Below are 16,727 nucleotides of genomic sequence, written 5' to 3'. Positions count from 1 at the left end.
TTACATGACGACGATAGGGTTTGTAAGACATGGTGTCACTGCTTGGAATAAGGAAGGTAGAGCTCAGGGGAGTACAGATGTGCCACTAGATGAAGAAGGAATTCAAATGGCTAAGCGTGCAGCGCAAAGAATGCAGTTCGAAGAATGGGACGTTATTTATACAAGTCCATTAATTCGTGCAAAGAAAACAGCTGAAATTATTGCTGAAAATCATTCGGGAGTCGACTTTATTCAAGACAAACGTCTTGGAGAAATTGGTGGTGGCTTAATCGAAGGAACGACTGAGGATGAACGAATTGCTAAATGGGGGCTGGATTGGAGAAACCAGGATATCGGCTTTGAATCAGAGGTTGATATTCTTTCTCGTGGGATGTCTTTTATAGAAGAAGTAAAACAAAAACATTTGGGAAAACGAGTGCTCGTAGTTAGTCATGGAGGCTTCATAAGTAGATTATTATATGCACTTGTTCCAAATGGAGAGTTTTCTCGTGATATCGGAAACACTTCCGTTTCAATTGTGGAGCTCAACGATCAAGGTAACAGTTGTCATTTATTTAACTGTATGAAGCATTTAGAAGTGAAGGAAGTGCAATGATATGGCAAACGCCCCTCCGTACTAATTACAGAAGGGCGTTTTAACTATTTCATTTATCTTTTTCAGTTTGTACAGTAACTGCATCAGATTCTTTTTTTGTAGACAGGGCAGTTAGGTCAATTAGCTCTATAACAGAATTACTTTCTTCTGCAGGTCCGCAAATTCCAGTTTCTATATCACATATCATAGCATCTTTATTAGACATAACTATTCCTCTTTTCAGTCGTTTTTATATTATTTTGGTTCAAATAGTACTATATTTGAGAAGTGAAAATATATCAAATATAAAGCTCTTTTTTTAGTTAGATTAAAGGGATATTGGTTAGGCTTATGGAAGTAGGGGTAAGATTATCATTTGTTTGGAGGTTTTATGATGACCAAAAAGGTAGTAATACTTCTTCTAATATTATTTGCAATTGCCGTAGTTGTAATGCTCAAAGATTCTAAGGAAGATAGCGATTCACAAAAGGAAGTGCCGATAGAAGTGTCTTCAGATGCGGAATCCTTTGTATCCCTCTTGTTTGACCTAGCAGAAAAAGGGCAAACGATTAATTCACCTTTTATCGTAGGAGAAACTACCATCCAAAAAGTGCATGAACTATGGGGAGCTCCAGATCGAAAAAGTAAGAATGCTAGTGCCATCTATGAAGAATTTCTATCGAACGATGCAACAGTGGGTCATCAATCTGAAGTTGTTTTTGATATACGGTCCAGTTCACCTGAAATCCAACAAATCCGTCTCGAGGATATTAAATCCATTAAAGGTGAAGCTGATAAAGTTAGAAGCTATCAGGATGACCAAGTAGACCAAACGATTTTTATATATGATGTCACAACAGACTTTCAATTGAAATGGATAATGCCTAAGCCAACGGAAGAAGAGCCAAATCCAGAAGTTCATCACATATCTGTATTCACAGAATTTGAAAAAGACTTCTCTCTTTCCGATTTAAGCCTAGAAGAAAAAGTAGGCCAGATGATATTTGCGGGTATAAAAGGGACGGATATTACAAATGAGACCAAGAAAATCATATCTACACATCAAGTCGGCGGTATTATTTTGTTCAAGGACAATTTAAAGAATGCCAATCAATCTGTTTCCTTATTGAATGCCATTAAACAAGAAAATACTAATAATAAAGTTCCATTGTTTTTAGGAGTTGACGAAGAGGGTGGTAGAATTTCTAGGCTCCCAGAGTTAACTAAGTTACCGACAAACGAAGAATTAGGAAAGCGAAATGATATATCTCTTTCTTATAATATAGGGAAGCTATTGGGGAAAGAACTAAGTGCATTTGGTTTCAATTTAGATTTTGCTCCTGTTCTTGATATAAACAGCAATCCCGATAATCCGATTATTGGAGACCGATCCTTTGGAAAAGATGCGGAGCTAGTAAGTGAGCTGGGGCTACAGATGATGAAAGGCATTCAAAGTGAGCAGGTTATTTCGGTTATAAAGCATTTCCCCGGACATGGCGATACTGCAGTGGATTCGCATAAAGAGCTACCAATAATTCAAAAGAGTTTAGAGGAATTACAAGCTCTTGAGTTAATACCTTTTAAGCATGCGGTAGAGCAAGGTGCGGATGTCGTGATGGTAGGTCATATTTTACTTCCGAAAATTGATTCTACATATCCGGCCTCCATATCAGAGAGAATTATTACCGATGTATTGAGGGAACAACTAGGCTATGAAGGTATTATCATAACAGATGATATGACGATGAAAGCAATCCTAAATAACTTGGAAATAGGTGAATCAGCCGTATCTGCAGTAAAAGCAGGAAATGACATAGTGTTAGTAGCGCATAACTACGCAAATGTAAAAAAAACGGTAGACGCAATTCTTAAAGCAATAGAAGATGGAGAAATTACGGAACAAAGAATCGATGAAAGCGTGAAACGGATTCTCTCTATTAAGAAGAAATATAATTTGAGTAATAAACAAATAGATGGGGTAAACATAGAAGAGTTGAACCAATCAATTAATCAAACATTAGGGAGATGACTTAATGAAAACAATTAATACCAACGTTGCTTACAAAGAGGAAGGCACAGGAGAAGTCCTATTACTCATCCATGGATTTTGTGGAAGCTCTGGTTATTGGGGAAAAGTAATACCAATGTTATCGGAAAAATATAGAGTTATTGCAATTGATCTTCCTGGTCATGGAGAATCTAAAGTGCTCGATAGCGTGAATGATATAGAACAATACGCATTAATTCTAAAAGACTTCTTAGAGGAACTAGGAATAGAGAAGGTGACCATGTTCGGTCATTCACTAGGTGGCTATATCACACTAGCTTTTGCAGAAAAATATAATCAATATTTAAGCGGTTTCTCTTTAATTCATTCCACAGGATTTCCTGATTCAGAAGAAGCTAAGGAGGGAAGGATTGCCTCAGCCGATAAAATAGAAAAGGCGGGAATCGATATATTCATCGATGGTCTTGTTCCAAAACTATTTGCTCCAGAAAATGTAGAAAGTCATAAACAATCGATGGAGGAAGTTAAAAAGATTGGATATGAAGTACAACCTCAAGGAGCTAAAAATGCACTTCTTGCGATGAAAAATAGAAAAGATCGTACGGAAATTTTGGAGAAGACAGAGCTACCAGTACTATTAATAGCAGGAGAAAGTGACCAACTTATCCCAGCTGACAAGACATTCACAGCAAGTGGAGATAATATTAAACAAGTAGTCATAGGGGATGCAGGTCATATGAGTATGTATGAGGCGCCGGATGAACTGGGTAATGCCATTCTCACTTATTTAAATCACGGATAAATAGAAGGGAGCTAAGAAAAGTGATTATGTCACATTTCCTCGCTCCTTTTTTGCTAAACACCATTTTCTTTTAAGCTAATATATAATGAGCCATTCGTTTGTAATTGTGCATAAAACACATCACTAATTGAATCTACTCCATGTTTTCTTAGCTTTTTCATTACCCATTCTTCTGTTAAATCTAATTCTTCCAAGTTCTTTTTTACAATTTTACCGTCGGATATTATTTCAGAGGGTATGAACAAAGGAAGAGTAAGGGGCACTTTAACGTCCTCTTTTGTAGCCTCCTGCAAACCAACCTTTTTCATGACGCTTAGTTCGCCGTTTGTTTCAAGGACTGCATAATGAACATCCTGGATAGAAAAAATAGATTGCTCTCTCAGCATCATTAATACATCATCCATATGTAAACGTGAGGATCTTAAAGACTTCACACTGATTTTACCGTCTCTTATAACAATTGTTGGTTCATCATCAATCCATGTTCGAGCTGTAGGAAATTTCAAAGATATATAACTCATTAATAAAGTGAGGGCCGTCCACCAAATAATTGCAACCAATCCATCCAGAAAAGGTGTTTCATGTTGAGAGGCAATTTCTGCGGCTATAGACCCAACTGTTATACCAGTTATATAGTGGAAAAAAGTGAGCTGGCTTAATTGTTTCTTTCCTAATAGCCTTGCTAATACAAGTAATACGATGAAGGAAAGGGTGGATCTCAAAATCATTTCCCAAAAGTTCATTTCGAAAAAGGTCTCCATATAACTCATATAACCCCATTTCATTATTGACGTATTGCTTAGTGTTGCCATGAACTTTGTTAGTATTCCATTCATAATGAAATACTTTGTCCAATTTGAGCTATAATAACTTTATTGGTGAAAATCTAGAAAGAATGTGAAAATATGTCCAAGTTTAATTCCGTCCATAAAATGGGGAATCCAGTATATCCCATAATGTTTGCTATAGGGGTATGTCATCTATTTAATGATACGTTGCAAGCGGTAATTCCTGCGATGTTTCCTGTTTTAGAATTGGAACTAGGTCTAACGTTTACCCAATTAGGTCTCATCTCATTTGTGTTAAATATTGTTGCATCGGTTCTCCAGCCTGTTGTAGGCTTTATAAGCGATAAAAAACCTATGCCTTATGCGTTACCGCTTGGGATGATGAGCTCCTTTGTCGGAATGGCGGGATTAGCCTTTGCGCCGCAGTATTGGATGATCCTCGTTTCGGTAATATTTTTGGGATTGGGTTCAGCGGTATTTCATCCAGAAGGCTCGCGAGTGTCCTTTATGGCAGCAGGTTCTAAACGAGGTCTCTCGCAATCGATTTATCAAGTGGGGGGGAATTCTGGACAAGCACTTGCGCCTCTTATAAGCGCATTTATATTAGTACCATTAGGTCAAAAAGGTGCAGCTCTTTTTTTAGTAGTTGCTGCGGTGGGAATATTTCTGTTATCGAAGATTTCTGCATGGTATAAAAAACAGTTGGAGTTAGAAAAGCTATCCAAAAGAAAGAGGACGCTTCTTTCTTCACTCCCAGCTTTATCTAAAAAACAAGTTGGCGTCGCCTTAACTCTTTTGATGGTGTTAATTTTCGCCCGCTCTTTTTATGTTACTAATATGACCAACTTTTATATTTTTCATTTGATGGAGAATTACGGTATGACTATTAAAGAAGGGCAGTTAATTATCTTTATCTTTCTGGCACTGGGGGCAGTAGGGACATTTTTCGGTGGACCAATGGCGGACCGAATGGGAAGAAGAAATGTTATTATATTGTCGATGGCAGTTCCAATCCCACTAAGTCTACTACTACCTTACGTACCTGTTTGGGCAATTATATTGTTGCTCATCGCAATAGGATTTTTCATCATGTTAAGCTTTTCGGTAACCGTTGTATACGCACAAGAACTCGTACCGAGTAAAATAGGGACGATGGCTGGGTTAACTGTAGGTTTAGCATTTGGAATGGGAGCAATTGGAGCAGTTGTGATCGGTATATTAATGGATTATGTAGGTGTTTATACGACAATGATTGTTGTGTCGACGCTACCAATAATAGGATTAGTAGGATTGGGATTACCCAAGGACCGTAAAATAACGCTGTCAAATTAATGAACATCGAGTGATTATCCTTTCAGGCGTGCTTTTAATTTAATAAAGTAATAATAAAAAGGAAACTCTAAGAGTTTCCTTTTTTCTATTTATATGCTTTTAAGCTACAACCATCAGGTACTTGAGACGAATCGGTAACTAGGTTATCTTGGATATGAACCTGGTGCATTTTATTGTTATGCATAAACTTGAAAATACCATTATCAAAATCTGTACCAATTTCTTTGAAGAAAATACCTTCTTGGCACATATTCTTCGCACAAGTGAAGGACACTTTATAAGAATCTCCATCTACTACTAAATAAGCACGGACTCCTTTTTCGAAAATGCCATCTTCTTCATCTTTAATGTAGCGGGCAACTGAAACAACATGGAAGTCCACAAAAGGAATTTCTTTTAATAAGACATTCATGAAGGAACCTTTTGTTATTTCTTCCCATCTACTTTGTGCAGTTTGTCCTATAATAATTTGAGTTATATTTAATCCATGGGCAACTTCTTGAATAACTTTTGGTGAAGAACGTTTTTCGTTATCACGAATGATAAACTCTTCAACCTCTAATTCTTCTGCTAAAGTCTTCCACTGTTCGATATACTGGGATTTCTCAGCATCGAATGCATCATATGGAAGTGGATCGACTGTAAGAATATACAGTGGACAATCAAGCATACTTGCCATTTTATGTCCTCGTCTAATTAGCCGCTCTCCATTTGGTCCGTAGTATACGCAGACAAGTATACTTTCATCCATTCGACCTTTTACGCGTTTCACGTTTATACACCTCTTTTTTGTTTTCCTATATATATTTCTCGTGTAATTTTCTATAAATAATGCTTCAAGACACTAAAAGTGTGTTGTACCTTTCTTTCATGTATAATTATTAAATGCATGTAAAGTAGTACAATCACTTCAATTCTATACATAATATGCATTAGCTATTAATACAAGCAAGTTATATATCCTAAATCCTAGTGTATTTTGAAGGGTCTCATATGGAATCCTATTATGCTACTAGTTGTTAGGATAGTCAAGTCTATAGTTTGAAAAAGTAATTTAACCCTCATAACTGTCCAATCCTAATTCTACTTAACCAATAGGAGGTTAAAATTTGTTTTCCGTAAATTTAGTTATATTAATCCCATTTATTGTAGCTGCACTCTTACCTTTTACATATAGGCGATTTAAAAAGACTCATCTCGGTTGGTTTGTATTAATCGTACCTATAGCTTTGTTTGTCATACTTGCTAGGCTAATTCCCTCGGTAGCAAGTGGTAAAACTTATGTCCATACATATGAATGGATTCCCACATTAGATTTTAACTTCACGACATATTTAGATGGTCTAAGTATGATCTTTGCTCTATTAATCACAGGTGTTGGAAGTTTAGTTATTTTATATTCTATTTTTTATCTTTCCTCTAAAGAATCCTTACAGCATTTTTATTGTTATTTATTACTATTTATGGGTGCCATGCTTGGAGTTGTTTTTTCTGATAACTTGATGGTGTTATACGTTTTTTGGGAATTAACGAGTGTTTCTTCATTCCTGTTAATCGCCTTTTGGAATCATCGACAAGCTTCCAGATTTGGAGCGCAAAAAGCTATGCTAATCACTGTAAGTGGTGGTATTGCTATGTTAGTTGGTTTTATCATGTTACATACGATGACTGGTTCTTTCAGTATTCGAGAAATAATTTCGAGTATGAGTGAGTTCAGTGACCACGCGTTGTTCATGCCTGCAATGATTTTAGTATTGCTAGGAGCATTTACAAAGTCAGCACAATTCCCTTTCCACATTTGGCTACCGGATGCTATGGAAGCGCCAACCCCTGTAAGTGCTTATTTACACTCGGCGACGATGGTAAAGGCTGGTATATATTTGGTGGCGCGTTTCACACCAGTTTTTGGTGCGGATGAAGTATGGTTTTGGGTAGTAAGTATAGTTGGGATGATTACTCTATTTTGGGGTTCGTTTAATGCTGTCAGACAAACAGATCTGAAGGCATTACTAGCTTTTTCTACTATTAGTCAGTTAGGACTTATCATGAGTTTGCTTGGTTTAGGTTCGATAGCGCTGCAGTTTGGCTATTCAGCTGATTCAGTTCTGTATACTCAAGCCACATTTGCCGCTTTATTTCACTTGATAAATCATTCAACCTTTAAAGGTGCATTGTTTATGGTTGTAGGGATTCTCGACCACGAGTTAGGGACAAGGGATGTTCGAAGACTTGGTGGATTAATGACCTTCATGCCATTTACATTTACAGTTGCACTAATAGGAAGTTTATCGATGGCTGGTTTACCTCCGTTCAATGGATTCCTTAGTAAAGAAATGTTCTTTGCAGCGACTGTACATATTATGGAGGTAGATATTTTTTCTTTGCCATCTTTAGGAATTATTTTCCCAGTTGTAGCTTGGATTGCTAGTGTATTTACATTTGTTTACTGTGCAGTTATCGTTTTTAAAGCATTTCTTGGTAATCCTCAGCCAGAGAAATTGGATAAACCTATTCACGAAGCTCCAATTGGAATGTTAATATCTCCAATGATTCTTGCCACTTTAGTTGTTGGTATATTCTTCTTCCCGAATCTATTAGGGCAATATATATTACAACCAGCTATGAGTAGTGTTTATCCAACTTTTGGGGAAGCAGTAGATTTGACGCCAAAAGTATCGGCTTGGCATGGAGTAAACCCTGAATTGCTCATGACTATAGGGGTTATTATAGTAGGTGCTATTCTTTTCAAATTTCTTAAATTTTGGAAACCGATTTATGGATTGTTTTCTTCACGTTTCACATTTAATGCACTTTATAGTAACTTATTGGCTTCTTCGGTAAGCAAATCTAACACAATAACTAATCGTTATATGAATGGATTATTACGACATTATTTAATATATATATTTGTATTCTTTATAGTGACCGTGGGTGGTTACTTGTTTTATTCAAGAGCTTTCTCGTTTGATATTTCTACAAATGCATCGTTCAGAGTCTATGAAGTTTGTTTAGTTGCTATTATGGCAGTAGCGGCTATGTCCATGTTATTTGCGAGGTCTCGAATGACAGCGACATTATTGAATGGAGTATTAGGATACTCTATTGCAATCTTTTTTGTCATTTTCCGGGCTCCAGATTTAGCCCTAACACAGTTAGTCGTAGAATCTGTGACTACTGCATTATTTCTACTAGCTTTTTCTCATTTACCGGATTGGGAGAAGGAAAAGCTTCCAAAAGGAACAAAAGTAGTCAACGGAATAATATCAATAGCGGTCGGATTAGTAGTTGTTTTAGTTGGATTATCAGTAGTAGATTTCAATCAGTTTGAACCTGTTTCTAGTTATTTTGAAGATGCTTATGAACTAGCTGGAGGAGCCAATATAGTAAATGCTATATTGGGAGATTTCCGTGGTTTTGATACGATGCTCGAGGTGGTTGTCCTATTTATAGCTGGTTTAGGTGTGTATTCCATGATTAAGCTAAGAACTAAAAAGGAGGATGAAAACATTGAAGATTAATGATGTCATACTCCGGACAATTAGTAGGATTGTTGTATTTATAATTTTGACATTCGGTGTGTATTTATTTCTTTCGGGTCATAATACACCCGGTGGAGGATTTATAGGTGGATTAGTTCTAGCAAGTGCAATTGTGTTGCTATATTTGTCCACGGATATTGAAACGGTAAAAAAGAGTCTTCCTTTAGATTTTAAATATGTTGCAGCGATTGGTGTGTTATTAGCTACATCCACAGGTTTTGGGTCAATAGTATTCGGAGTTCCATTTATGTCTCAAACCTTTGCCTATTTTGATTTGCCGGTTTTTGGAAAAACAGAACTGACAACGGTGACTATTTTTGAAGCAGGTGTAGCCTTGACAGTTGTAGGTGTACTAGTAACAATTATTTTAAGCATTAGTGAGGATGGTGGATAAACAATGGAAACATTAATCATTATGTTAATAGGTATTTTAGTTGCTGTTGCCACGTATCTAATCCTCTCCAGAAATATAATCCGAATAATTTTAGGTACTGCTGTGTTTTCACATGCCGTCCATTTGCTCATATTAACGATGGGGGACTTAAAGCAAGGCAATGTTCCCTTGTTAAAGGAAGCAGATGCACCTTATGCAGATGCTTTACCACAAGCACTAATATTAACTGCTATCGTGATTAGTTTTGCTGTAACAGCTTTCATACTTGTGTTAGCCTATCGTACTTATCAGGATGTTGGTACGGATGATCTCGATAAATTGAGAGGGGCAAAAGATGAATAATTTAATTGTTTTACCGTTGATCATTCCAATTATAGTTGGGATTATACTGGTATTTTTACGTCCATATGTGAAATGGCAACGAGTAATTAGTTTAATAACGATGATTGGTATTGCGGGTATAAGTTTATTTATCTTAAATAGAGTTCAGACTGATGGAATTATACGATTAGATTTTGCGGGATGGGAACCACCATTTGGAATTCTGTTTGTGGCGGATTCCTTTGCGATGTTACTCGTGCTTACGGCAAGTATAGTTACCGCAATTTGTCTAATCCATGCTTTTTCTTCAATAGGAGATAAACATGAGAAAATGTACTTCTACCCATTTGTGTTGTTTTTAGTTGCAGGAGTTAATGGATCGTTTTTAACAGGGGACCTATTTAACCTGTTTGTCTGTTTCGAAGTAATGTTATTGGCCTCATATGTATTAATTACATTAGGGGGGACTAAGCCGCAGCTGAGGGAATCGATTAAATATGTAGTGATAAATGTGCTTGCTTCATGGTTCTTCTTAGTAGCCCTTGCCTATTTATATGGTACTGTAGGTACTTTAAACATGGCTCATATTTCAGAAAGAGTGGCGGAATCAGGACAAGGACCGCTACTTACTACAATAAGTATTTTGTTTTTAATCGTATTTAGTTTAAAAGCCGGGTTGTTGCTATTCTTTTGGCTACCTGGATCCTATTCAGTGCCACCAACTGCGGTTGCCGCATTGTTTGGAGCGTTACTTACAAAGGTTGGAATATATGCTCTTTTCCGTACATTTACACTCATATTCTATCACGAGCCATTAATATCACACGCGGTAATAGGAATAATGGCAGGAATAACACTAATTGTCGGATGTATCGGGGCAATTGCTTTTAAGGATGTCCGGTTAATTGTTTCTTACAATGTGGTAATTGCTGTTGGGTTTATAATGATTGGTCTTGCGGTGGGAACTGAAACTTCTATTGCTGGATCTATATACTACGTAATTCATGACATGATTGCAAAAGCAATGTTATTTTTACTAGCTGGTACGATGATTTACTTAACTGGGAAATCAAAGATAGATGAAATGAGTGGGCTAATTCGAAACTATCCTGTATTTGGATGGATGTTCTTCCTTGTCACTTGTTCATTGGCAGGTATTCCACCATTGAGCGGATTTGTAGGGAAAATACTAGTTGGACAAGGTGCTATTGAATCAGGATCTTACATACTATTAGCGCTGGCCTTTATCTCCAGCATTGTTGTGCTGTATTCGCTTCTTCGAATTTTCTTAAATTCTATATTTGGGGAAACTATTATAAGTCTAGAAGATGAAAAACCGATGGAAATGGGAATGATTATTCCCATTGTTTTGTTGGGAATTGCAACGATTTCTTTAGGTCTAGGAGCAGAGGTTATCTCCAGTTATGTCACGGACGCAGCTCATACTCTATCTAATCCTTCCGTGTATATTGATGCAGTAATGGGTGGAAATAAGTGAAGGGAGAGGTGAGAAGTATGCCGGCACAATTTTTACTAAACCTATTCATCGCATTTTTGTGGACAACATTAAAGGACGAAGATGAACTTAAGATGACGACATTTTTTAGTGGTTTCATCGTAGGGATCTTCATAATATTCTTAATGCATCGCTTTTTTGGGACTCAGTTTTATTTGAGAAGATTACTTTCCATTATTAAGTTAATTTTCATATTCATATCAGAGTTGGCTCAGTCGAGTATACTTATAAGTAAACAAATATTAAATCCTCGCTGGGACCTCAAGCCTGGAATTTTCACCTATAGAACAGAACTAAAAGGAGACTGGGAGATTACCACGTTAGCAATGCTGTTAACTTTGACCCCTGGTTCCGTAGTTATGGAAGTAAATCCAGAGGGAGATATGTTTTATATTCATGCAATGGATATAGAGCAGTCTAAAGCCGATGTATTAAGATCAATAACTAAATTTGAAAAAGCAATAATGGAGGTGACTCGATAATGATAGAAAAAATACTGTTGGTTTCTTTAACTTTATTTGCTATTTCAATTGCAATAGCTCTTTTTCGAATCATTAAGGGACCTTCTATGCCCGATAGAGCAGTAGCGTTAGATATGATAGGTGTAAATCTCATATCAATGATAGCCATTATTTCCATTGTATTGAAGACAAAGGCATTTTTAGAGGCCATTCTAATACTAGGTATACTTGCTTTTATAAGTACGATTGCCATCTCCAAGTATATCGAGAGGGGGGCTATCATTGAGCACAAGTCAGATAATTGAGTACGTAGCGGTTATTATCATTTTTTTAGGGAGTATCATGAGTGTGATTAGTGCCTTCGGTATTATTCGTCTTCCAGATGTCTATACACGTTCACATGCGGCTACAAAAAGCTCAACAGTAGCAGTACTGTTGTCTCTAACTGGTGCATTTATACACTTTTGGGTAAGTGAGAATTTTATAAGCATTCGTCTTATACTAGGTATATTATTTGTGTTTTTGACTGCCCCTGTTTCTGGGCACTTGCTAACACGTGCAGCGTATCGTTCGAAAGTGAAGCTTACCGAAAATTCCTCAGATGATGCTTTAAAGGAAGTATTATTTCCAGAGAAGAAATAACAAATGAAAAGCTATATGATTGGAGTTTATCCTAATTGTATAGCTTTTTGTTATATTTAAAATGAAATGAGTTTCATAATAGATTGTTATATAATCAATTTTTGTTAATTACATAATTACCATTTTTATTGGAAAAGGCGAATGTTTAAGTTGTTTAGCAACTAATTATTCGCCTTTTTAAATTCTATTTTTGTTTATTGAATTGGGAGAGGGTGACTCCAATGGGAACATCATGAGCTATAAGTACTTAGGAGAACTCTAAGGAACAAAGGCTAATCGACACTCCTTGAGTTATGGCTTGGCCCAATTATCTTTTGTTCCAAGAAGATTGATGCTGTGTTGAGCGGAAATCATTCTTCTAGAGAAAAAACAAAGTTGTTCGGATTTTACTATATACTGTGCTTTTATAAAATTGATACATTTGTGAAAATAAAATAAATGTTCAATTAATTTCGTCTAATATATTGCATTCTACCAATTTCCATAGTATTATCAACATTGATATATTGCATACGGCCGTGATTAGAGGAAATCATATGTATAGCATTCATAACAAGCATCGAGAAAACATAAGAAATGATTATTTCTAATATCACAGGAGGAACTACAAGATGAAAAATAAATTATCATTTTCTAATCATTTAGTGATTGGAGTTATGCTATTTGCATTATTTTTTGGTGCGGGGAATTTAATATTTCCAGCAAGTTTAGGGCAAAATGCAGGGACACAAGTTTGGATAGCCACCATTGGGTTTTTACTGACAGGAATTGGCTTGCCGTTTTTAGGTACTTTAGCGATGGGATTCTCGGGAAGTAAAAATTTACAGGAGCTTTCTAGCAGAGTACACCCTATTTTTGCAGTTATCTTCACTTCGCTCCTTTACTTAACAATAGGACCATTTTTTGCTTTGCCAAGAACAGGGGCAGTTTCATTTGAAATTGGAATTCTTCCATTTATTGATCAAAATAATGCTCAACTTGGTTTGTTAATATTTACGATTATTTTCTTTGGAATCACGTTATTGCTTTCTTTGAATCCATCTAAAATTGTAGACAATGTTGGAAAATATCTTTCTCCTGGAATTATAATAGGATTATTATTCTTATTACTGTTTGTTATTATTAGTCCGATGGGAGACTTTCAAGAGCCACAAGGAAGCTATGTAGGAAACGCCTTTATGACTGGATTTACGGAAGGGTATAATACGATGGATGCATTGGCTTCCTTAGTATTTGGGATTATCGTGATTCAAGCAATCCGATCTATGGGTGTAACTTCTACTAAGGGGATTTTAGTTGCCACAGCTAAATCTGGCGGGATAGCAATTTTGTTCTTAGGTTTAATTTATGCTGGGATAGCTTACTTAGGCGCTACTAGTGTGAATATATATGGATTATTTGAAAATGGTGGACCAGTATTAAGTGCTGCTTCAGAGCATTACTTCGGGTCATTTGGAGCTATACTTTTATCAGTGATCATTTTCTTAGCTTGTTTGACAACGAGCATTGGCTTAACTACTGCTTGTGGTGAGTATTTCCACACATTAATGCCAAAGATTAGTTATAAAGCATTTGTTATTTTCTTTAGTGTTTTCACTTGTATTATTGCGAACTTTGGATTATCTAATATTATTACGTATTCCATTCCAGTATTAATGTTGCTATATCCTTTAGCGATAGTATTGATATTCTTAACCTTTTTATCACCATTATTCAATCATGCAAGATTAGTATATGTTAGTGTGATGTTTGTAACCTTCTTAATAAGCTTAGTAGATGGCTTTAAAGCTCTTTGTGGGTCATTAAATATCGAATATTATGGGTGGCTACAACCTATCGTAAGTTTTTACGAGAATGTACTACCTTTTTATAGTGTAGGTTTGGGATGGTTAATACCATTTGTTATAGTAACTCTTGTAACAGGCATCATTTCGAGATCTTAAAAAAAGGAAATCAAATCAGCTTGAGGGTAGGAAATCCAAGTGCAACTTTTAAGTAAAACAGTTTTTAACATTTGAGGTGTGCTTTGGACAAGCATGATGCTATATTATAATCTTTTGTTTTTTATAGAGGCTGATCGTGACATATCACGATCAGCCTCTATTTCTTACTAATATTATGGAGTTTATCTGCTTGTCGCAGAATCCTCTCCGTTTACCAACTACACAATTCAGGTTTCTATTTTCATCGGTAACTACCAATTTTTTTAAAAGTTTCTTTATCAAGTAAAGTCCATGTTAGTTATACATTTAGAAATAGGATTTTGTTAACTTAACACAAGAAAAAGCTAGTACAATTGGAATTCGTTGTCTTCTAACAAATTCATCTTCACTACTAAAATGTTCCCGCTTTGGTGTGCCTTCACGTAACTCTAGAACTGTAAATCCAGCTTGTTTTAGTGCTGTAAAATAATGTTCGATTGTTCGATGATACTTCACCACTATTTGGTCTATCCAGGGCTCTTTTCTTTCTCCCTCATGGAAATAGTCATCGACAATCCAATTACCACGTTTATCTCCAGTTTTCTTACTAGCAAATGACGAGGTTGTCAGTGGATGTTGGATACTAAAAGTAAGCTTTCCGTTTTCTTTAAGTGTTTTATGAATATTTTCAAAGAGATTATAAATGTCTGAAACATAATGGATGGCAAATCGAGATGTAACAATATCGAATGCCTCTAATGGATAATCATAAGATTCCATTGTTTCAAGGTGTATTGTCCCATTTTGTTCAAGCAAGTTTAAGTGTGCAGCTTCAACCATTTGCTTCGAACCCTCTACTCCTGTGTAGCTTTTTGCTCCTAAATGCAAGAGTTCTTTTCCAAACGATGCATCACCACACCCTAAATCTAAGACGCTACTACCTTGAAAGCTCCCGATTAATTCATAGATGATAGGTCCTTCAATGGCGTTATTTGGACTATCATTTCTGTTTCTTCTAGTCATATAATTTTTAAAAAAGTCAGTTTGATCGTAAACACTAGATCCCTTAAACTCCATTGAAACATCTCCTCATCTATAATTTGAGATGTCGGCCGATTCATCGCCAACTACGCAAATTAATGTACTTTATCACATGTTTCCTAGTATTATTAACAAGTAAGGTGTTGGTGTTATTTACATTCTAGCTCATGCTTTTAATATTCCTCAAAATATACCGGTTAGTACGATATGAAAAGCTACTCCATAATCTATAATTAACACCCTTTATTGGTGATATAGTTTAATTACTAACTATTCCAAAAATAAATTTAAAATCGGTACGGCTTTTCTTTTGTCTTTTAAAACCTTCTTTTAAATCTGCTATGACAACTGTCTTACCTATCCAAACTCTGAAATACATTGAATAAAAGTTTATTGGTCCTTTTATTCCTTTCTCTTCATATTCCGTGCCATCTTCAGATTCTGTTTCAGTTCTAATTAACCATGTGTTGCCTAATCCAAATTCAATGAATTTCAAAATGGACACACCCTAATAGCCGGACAATTTAATTGTTGAATTTATCATTGGTAATAATTCATATTCAACTAAAGTGTCAAGGTTTGATATAACTTCACGATAAATCTATTAATCTCTTAATATGCCTTAAAAAGGTGGTCAGGAAGGTTGTGAATATCACTCCTTTCCAGACCACCATATTTGTTTTCGATGAAATGGAGAGTTGGTCACTTCTCACCCTATCTTCTCAAACTACTTTCCTATTAAAATTCTTCGATTGTATAGATCCAATTTGCACGCATTACTTCTGCTAGTTCCTTGGTGTTATTTTCGCGGAATGCACGAATTAGGTTCCCGTGTTGCTCAACAGAATATTCTCGTAAGATAATTTTTTCATAATAAAACAATCTACGTACATGAGCTTGAAGCATTTCTACCATGGAATGTATGTATGGGTTATTGGCGGTGTCTACAATGAGCTGATGAAATTCTTCATCTACTCTTAGAGCAGTAGTAAATTGTTTTTCTTGTAAAGCCTCAGCGAATTCTCTATTCTTTTCTTCTAATAGACTTAGAATCTCTTCATTCATATTAGGACTTGCAAGTTCTGCTGCAAGTGCCTGTAATACTGATAATGGTGGTAGGAGATTATTAATATCTTCTTTTTCTACAGGTGTGACTTGAGTTGCTCTCCCTGGTTGCATCGTTACAAAGCCTTGAGATTCCAAAAGTTGTAAGGATTCTCGAATAGGTGTTCTGCTCACCCCTAATGCTTGTGCAAGTTCAATATCGTTTAATTTTTCATCTGGCTGTAAAGTGCCATCAATAATCCATTGTTGTAACTGGTTAAAAGCGTGCAACTTAGCTGTTGTACGGACAGGCTTAGTGTGATTAACTGGAATAGGCATGAAA

General features: G+C 36.0%; 18 protein-coding genes. 12 read left to right on the top strand and 6 right to left on the bottom strand.

Annotation, left to right across the window (positions count from 1 at the left end; genetic code table 11):
- The first annotated feature begins 4 nt into the window (after positions 1–4).
- Complete coding sequence (locus MKY29_RS19900; RefSeq protein ID WP_241598040.1) at positions 5–595, top strand: histidine phosphatase family protein; 591 nt, start codon at positions 5–7, stop codon at positions 593–595.
- A 49-nt stretch (positions 596–644) separates the two neighbouring features.
- Here the strand turns inward: MKY29_RS19900 and MKY29_RS19895 are convergent, their stop codons facing one another.
- Positions 645–800, bottom strand: a complete 156-nt coding sequence (locus MKY29_RS19895) for a hypothetical protein (protein ID WP_241598038.1) — start codon at positions 798–800, stop codon at positions 645–647.
- Between the two features lie 168 nt (positions 801–968).
- On the opposite strand from MKY29_RS19895, the gene nagZ reads away from it, so the two are divergent.
- Together nagZ and MKY29_RS19885 are read left to right on the top strand one after the other, a co-directional pair.
- Positions 969–2,603, top strand: coding sequence for a beta-N-acetylhexosaminidase (nagZ, locus tag MKY29_RS19890; RefSeq protein ID WP_340880613.1), 1,635 nt, complete (start codon positions 969–971; stop codon positions 2,601–2,603).
- Between the two features lie 4 nt (positions 2,604–2,607).
- A complete protein-coding gene (locus MKY29_RS19885; protein ID WP_340880612.1) occupies positions 2,608–3,384 on the top strand; it encodes an alpha/beta fold hydrolase in 777 nt (258 codons plus the stop codon).
- Between the two features lie 53 nt (positions 3,385–3,437).
- Here MKY29_RS19885 and MKY29_RS19880 read toward each other — a convergent pair whose 3' ends face one another.
- Complete coding sequence (locus MKY29_RS19880; RefSeq protein WP_340880902.1) at positions 3,438–4,145, bottom strand: DUF421 domain-containing protein; 708 nt, start codon at positions 4,143–4,145, stop codon at positions 3,438–3,440.
- A 171-nt stretch (positions 4,146–4,316) separates the two neighbouring features.
- Here MKY29_RS19880 and MKY29_RS19875 point away from each other — a divergent pair, with 171 nt between their 5' ends.
- Positions 4,317–5,504: an MFS transporter gene (locus MKY29_RS19875; RefSeq protein ID WP_340880611.1), complete on the top strand. Its 1,188-nt coding sequence runs from the start codon at positions 4,317–4,319 to the stop codon at positions 5,502–5,504.
- A gap of 85 nt (positions 5,505–5,589) precedes the next feature.
- On the opposite strand, the gene MKY29_RS19870 is transcribed toward MKY29_RS19875, so the two are convergent.
- The gene (locus MKY29_RS19870; RefSeq protein ID WP_090566122.1) at positions 5,590–6,276 is read right to left on the bottom strand and encodes a universal stress protein; all 687 of its coding nucleotides are present in this window, start codon (positions 6,274–6,276) and stop codon (positions 5,590–5,592) included.
- A 337-nt stretch (positions 6,277–6,613) separates the two neighbouring features.
- Between MKY29_RS19870 and MKY29_RS19865 the strand changes: the two genes are divergently transcribed.
- From MKY29_RS19865 to brnQ, 8 genes are all read left to right on the top strand, one after another.
- Positions 6,614–9,022, top strand: a complete 2,409-nt coding sequence (locus tag MKY29_RS19865) for a Na+/H+ antiporter subunit A (protein ID WP_241598032.1) — start codon at positions 6,614–6,616, stop codon at positions 9,020–9,022.
- A complete protein-coding gene (locus MKY29_RS19860) occupies positions 9,012–9,437 on the top strand; it encodes a Na(+)/H(+) antiporter subunit B (protein ID WP_090566129.1) in 426 nt (141 codons plus the stop codon). The genes MKY29_RS19865 and MKY29_RS19860 overlap by 11 nt, the downstream gene beginning before the upstream one ends.
- A gap of 3 nt (positions 9,438–9,440) precedes the next feature.
- Positions 9,441–9,779, top strand: coding sequence for a Na(+)/H(+) antiporter subunit C (locus MKY29_RS19855; RefSeq protein WP_093495681.1), 339 nt, complete (start codon positions 9,441–9,443; stop codon positions 9,777–9,779).
- Positions 9,772–11,256 (top strand): Na+/H+ antiporter subunit D, encoded by a 1,485-nt coding sequence (locus MKY29_RS19850; protein WP_340880610.1) that lies wholly within the window; start codon positions 9,772–9,774, stop codon positions 11,254–11,256. Before MKY29_RS19855 ends, MKY29_RS19850 begins: the two co-directional genes overlap by 8 nt.
- Before the next feature lie 17 nt (positions 11,257–11,273).
- Positions 11,274–11,756, top strand: a complete 483-nt coding sequence (locus MKY29_RS19845) for a Na+/H+ antiporter subunit E (protein ID WP_090566137.1) — start codon at positions 11,274–11,276, stop codon at positions 11,754–11,756.
- Positions 11,756–12,040: a Na(+)/H(+) antiporter subunit F1 gene (locus MKY29_RS19840; RefSeq protein WP_090566139.1), complete on the top strand. Its 285-nt coding sequence runs from the start codon at positions 11,756–11,758 to the stop codon at positions 12,038–12,040. The genes MKY29_RS19845 and MKY29_RS19840 overlap by 1 nt, the downstream gene beginning before the upstream one ends.
- Positions 12,018–12,377, top strand: a complete 360-nt coding sequence (locus MKY29_RS19835) for a Na+/H+ antiporter subunit G (RefSeq protein WP_340880609.1) — start codon at positions 12,018–12,020, stop codon at positions 12,375–12,377. Before MKY29_RS19840 ends, MKY29_RS19835 begins: the two co-directional genes overlap by 23 nt.
- Before the next feature lie 611 nt (positions 12,378–12,988).
- Positions 12,989–14,320, top strand: a complete 1,332-nt coding sequence (gene brnQ / locus MKY29_RS19830) for a branched-chain amino acid transport system II carrier protein (RefSeq protein WP_340880608.1) — start codon at positions 12,989–12,991, stop codon at positions 14,318–14,320.
- A 306-nt stretch (positions 14,321–14,626) separates the two neighbouring features.
- Here brnQ and MKY29_RS19825 read toward each other — a convergent pair whose 3' ends face one another.
- From MKY29_RS19825 to MKY29_RS19815, 3 genes are all read right to left on the bottom strand, one after another.
- On the bottom strand, positions 14,627–15,376 hold the full coding sequence (locus tag MKY29_RS19825; protein WP_241598023.1) for a class I SAM-dependent methyltransferase: 750 nt from the start codon (positions 15,374–15,376) through the stop codon (positions 14,627–14,629).
- Between the two features lie 223 nt (positions 15,377–15,599).
- Entirely contained in the window at positions 15,600–15,836 is a 237-nt protein-coding gene (locus MKY29_RS19820; RefSeq protein WP_090566151.1) for a DUF3977 family protein, read from the bottom strand.
- Positions 15,837–16,078: 242 nt separating this feature from the next.
- A complete protein-coding gene (locus MKY29_RS19815; RefSeq protein ID WP_241598021.1) occupies positions 16,079–16,723 on the bottom strand; it encodes a GntR family transcriptional regulator in 645 nt (214 codons plus the stop codon).
- Positions 16,724–16,727: the final 4 nt, after the last annotated feature.

The sequence above is a fragment of the Psychrobacillus sp. FSL K6-2365 genome, from assembly GCF_038003165.1.
GTDB lineage: Bacteria > Bacillota > Bacilli > Bacillales_A > Planococcaceae > Psychrobacillus > Psychrobacillus psychrodurans.
The sequence above is the reverse complement of the archived record's forward strand: the minus strand, read 5'-3'. Positions and strand labels throughout refer to the sequence as shown.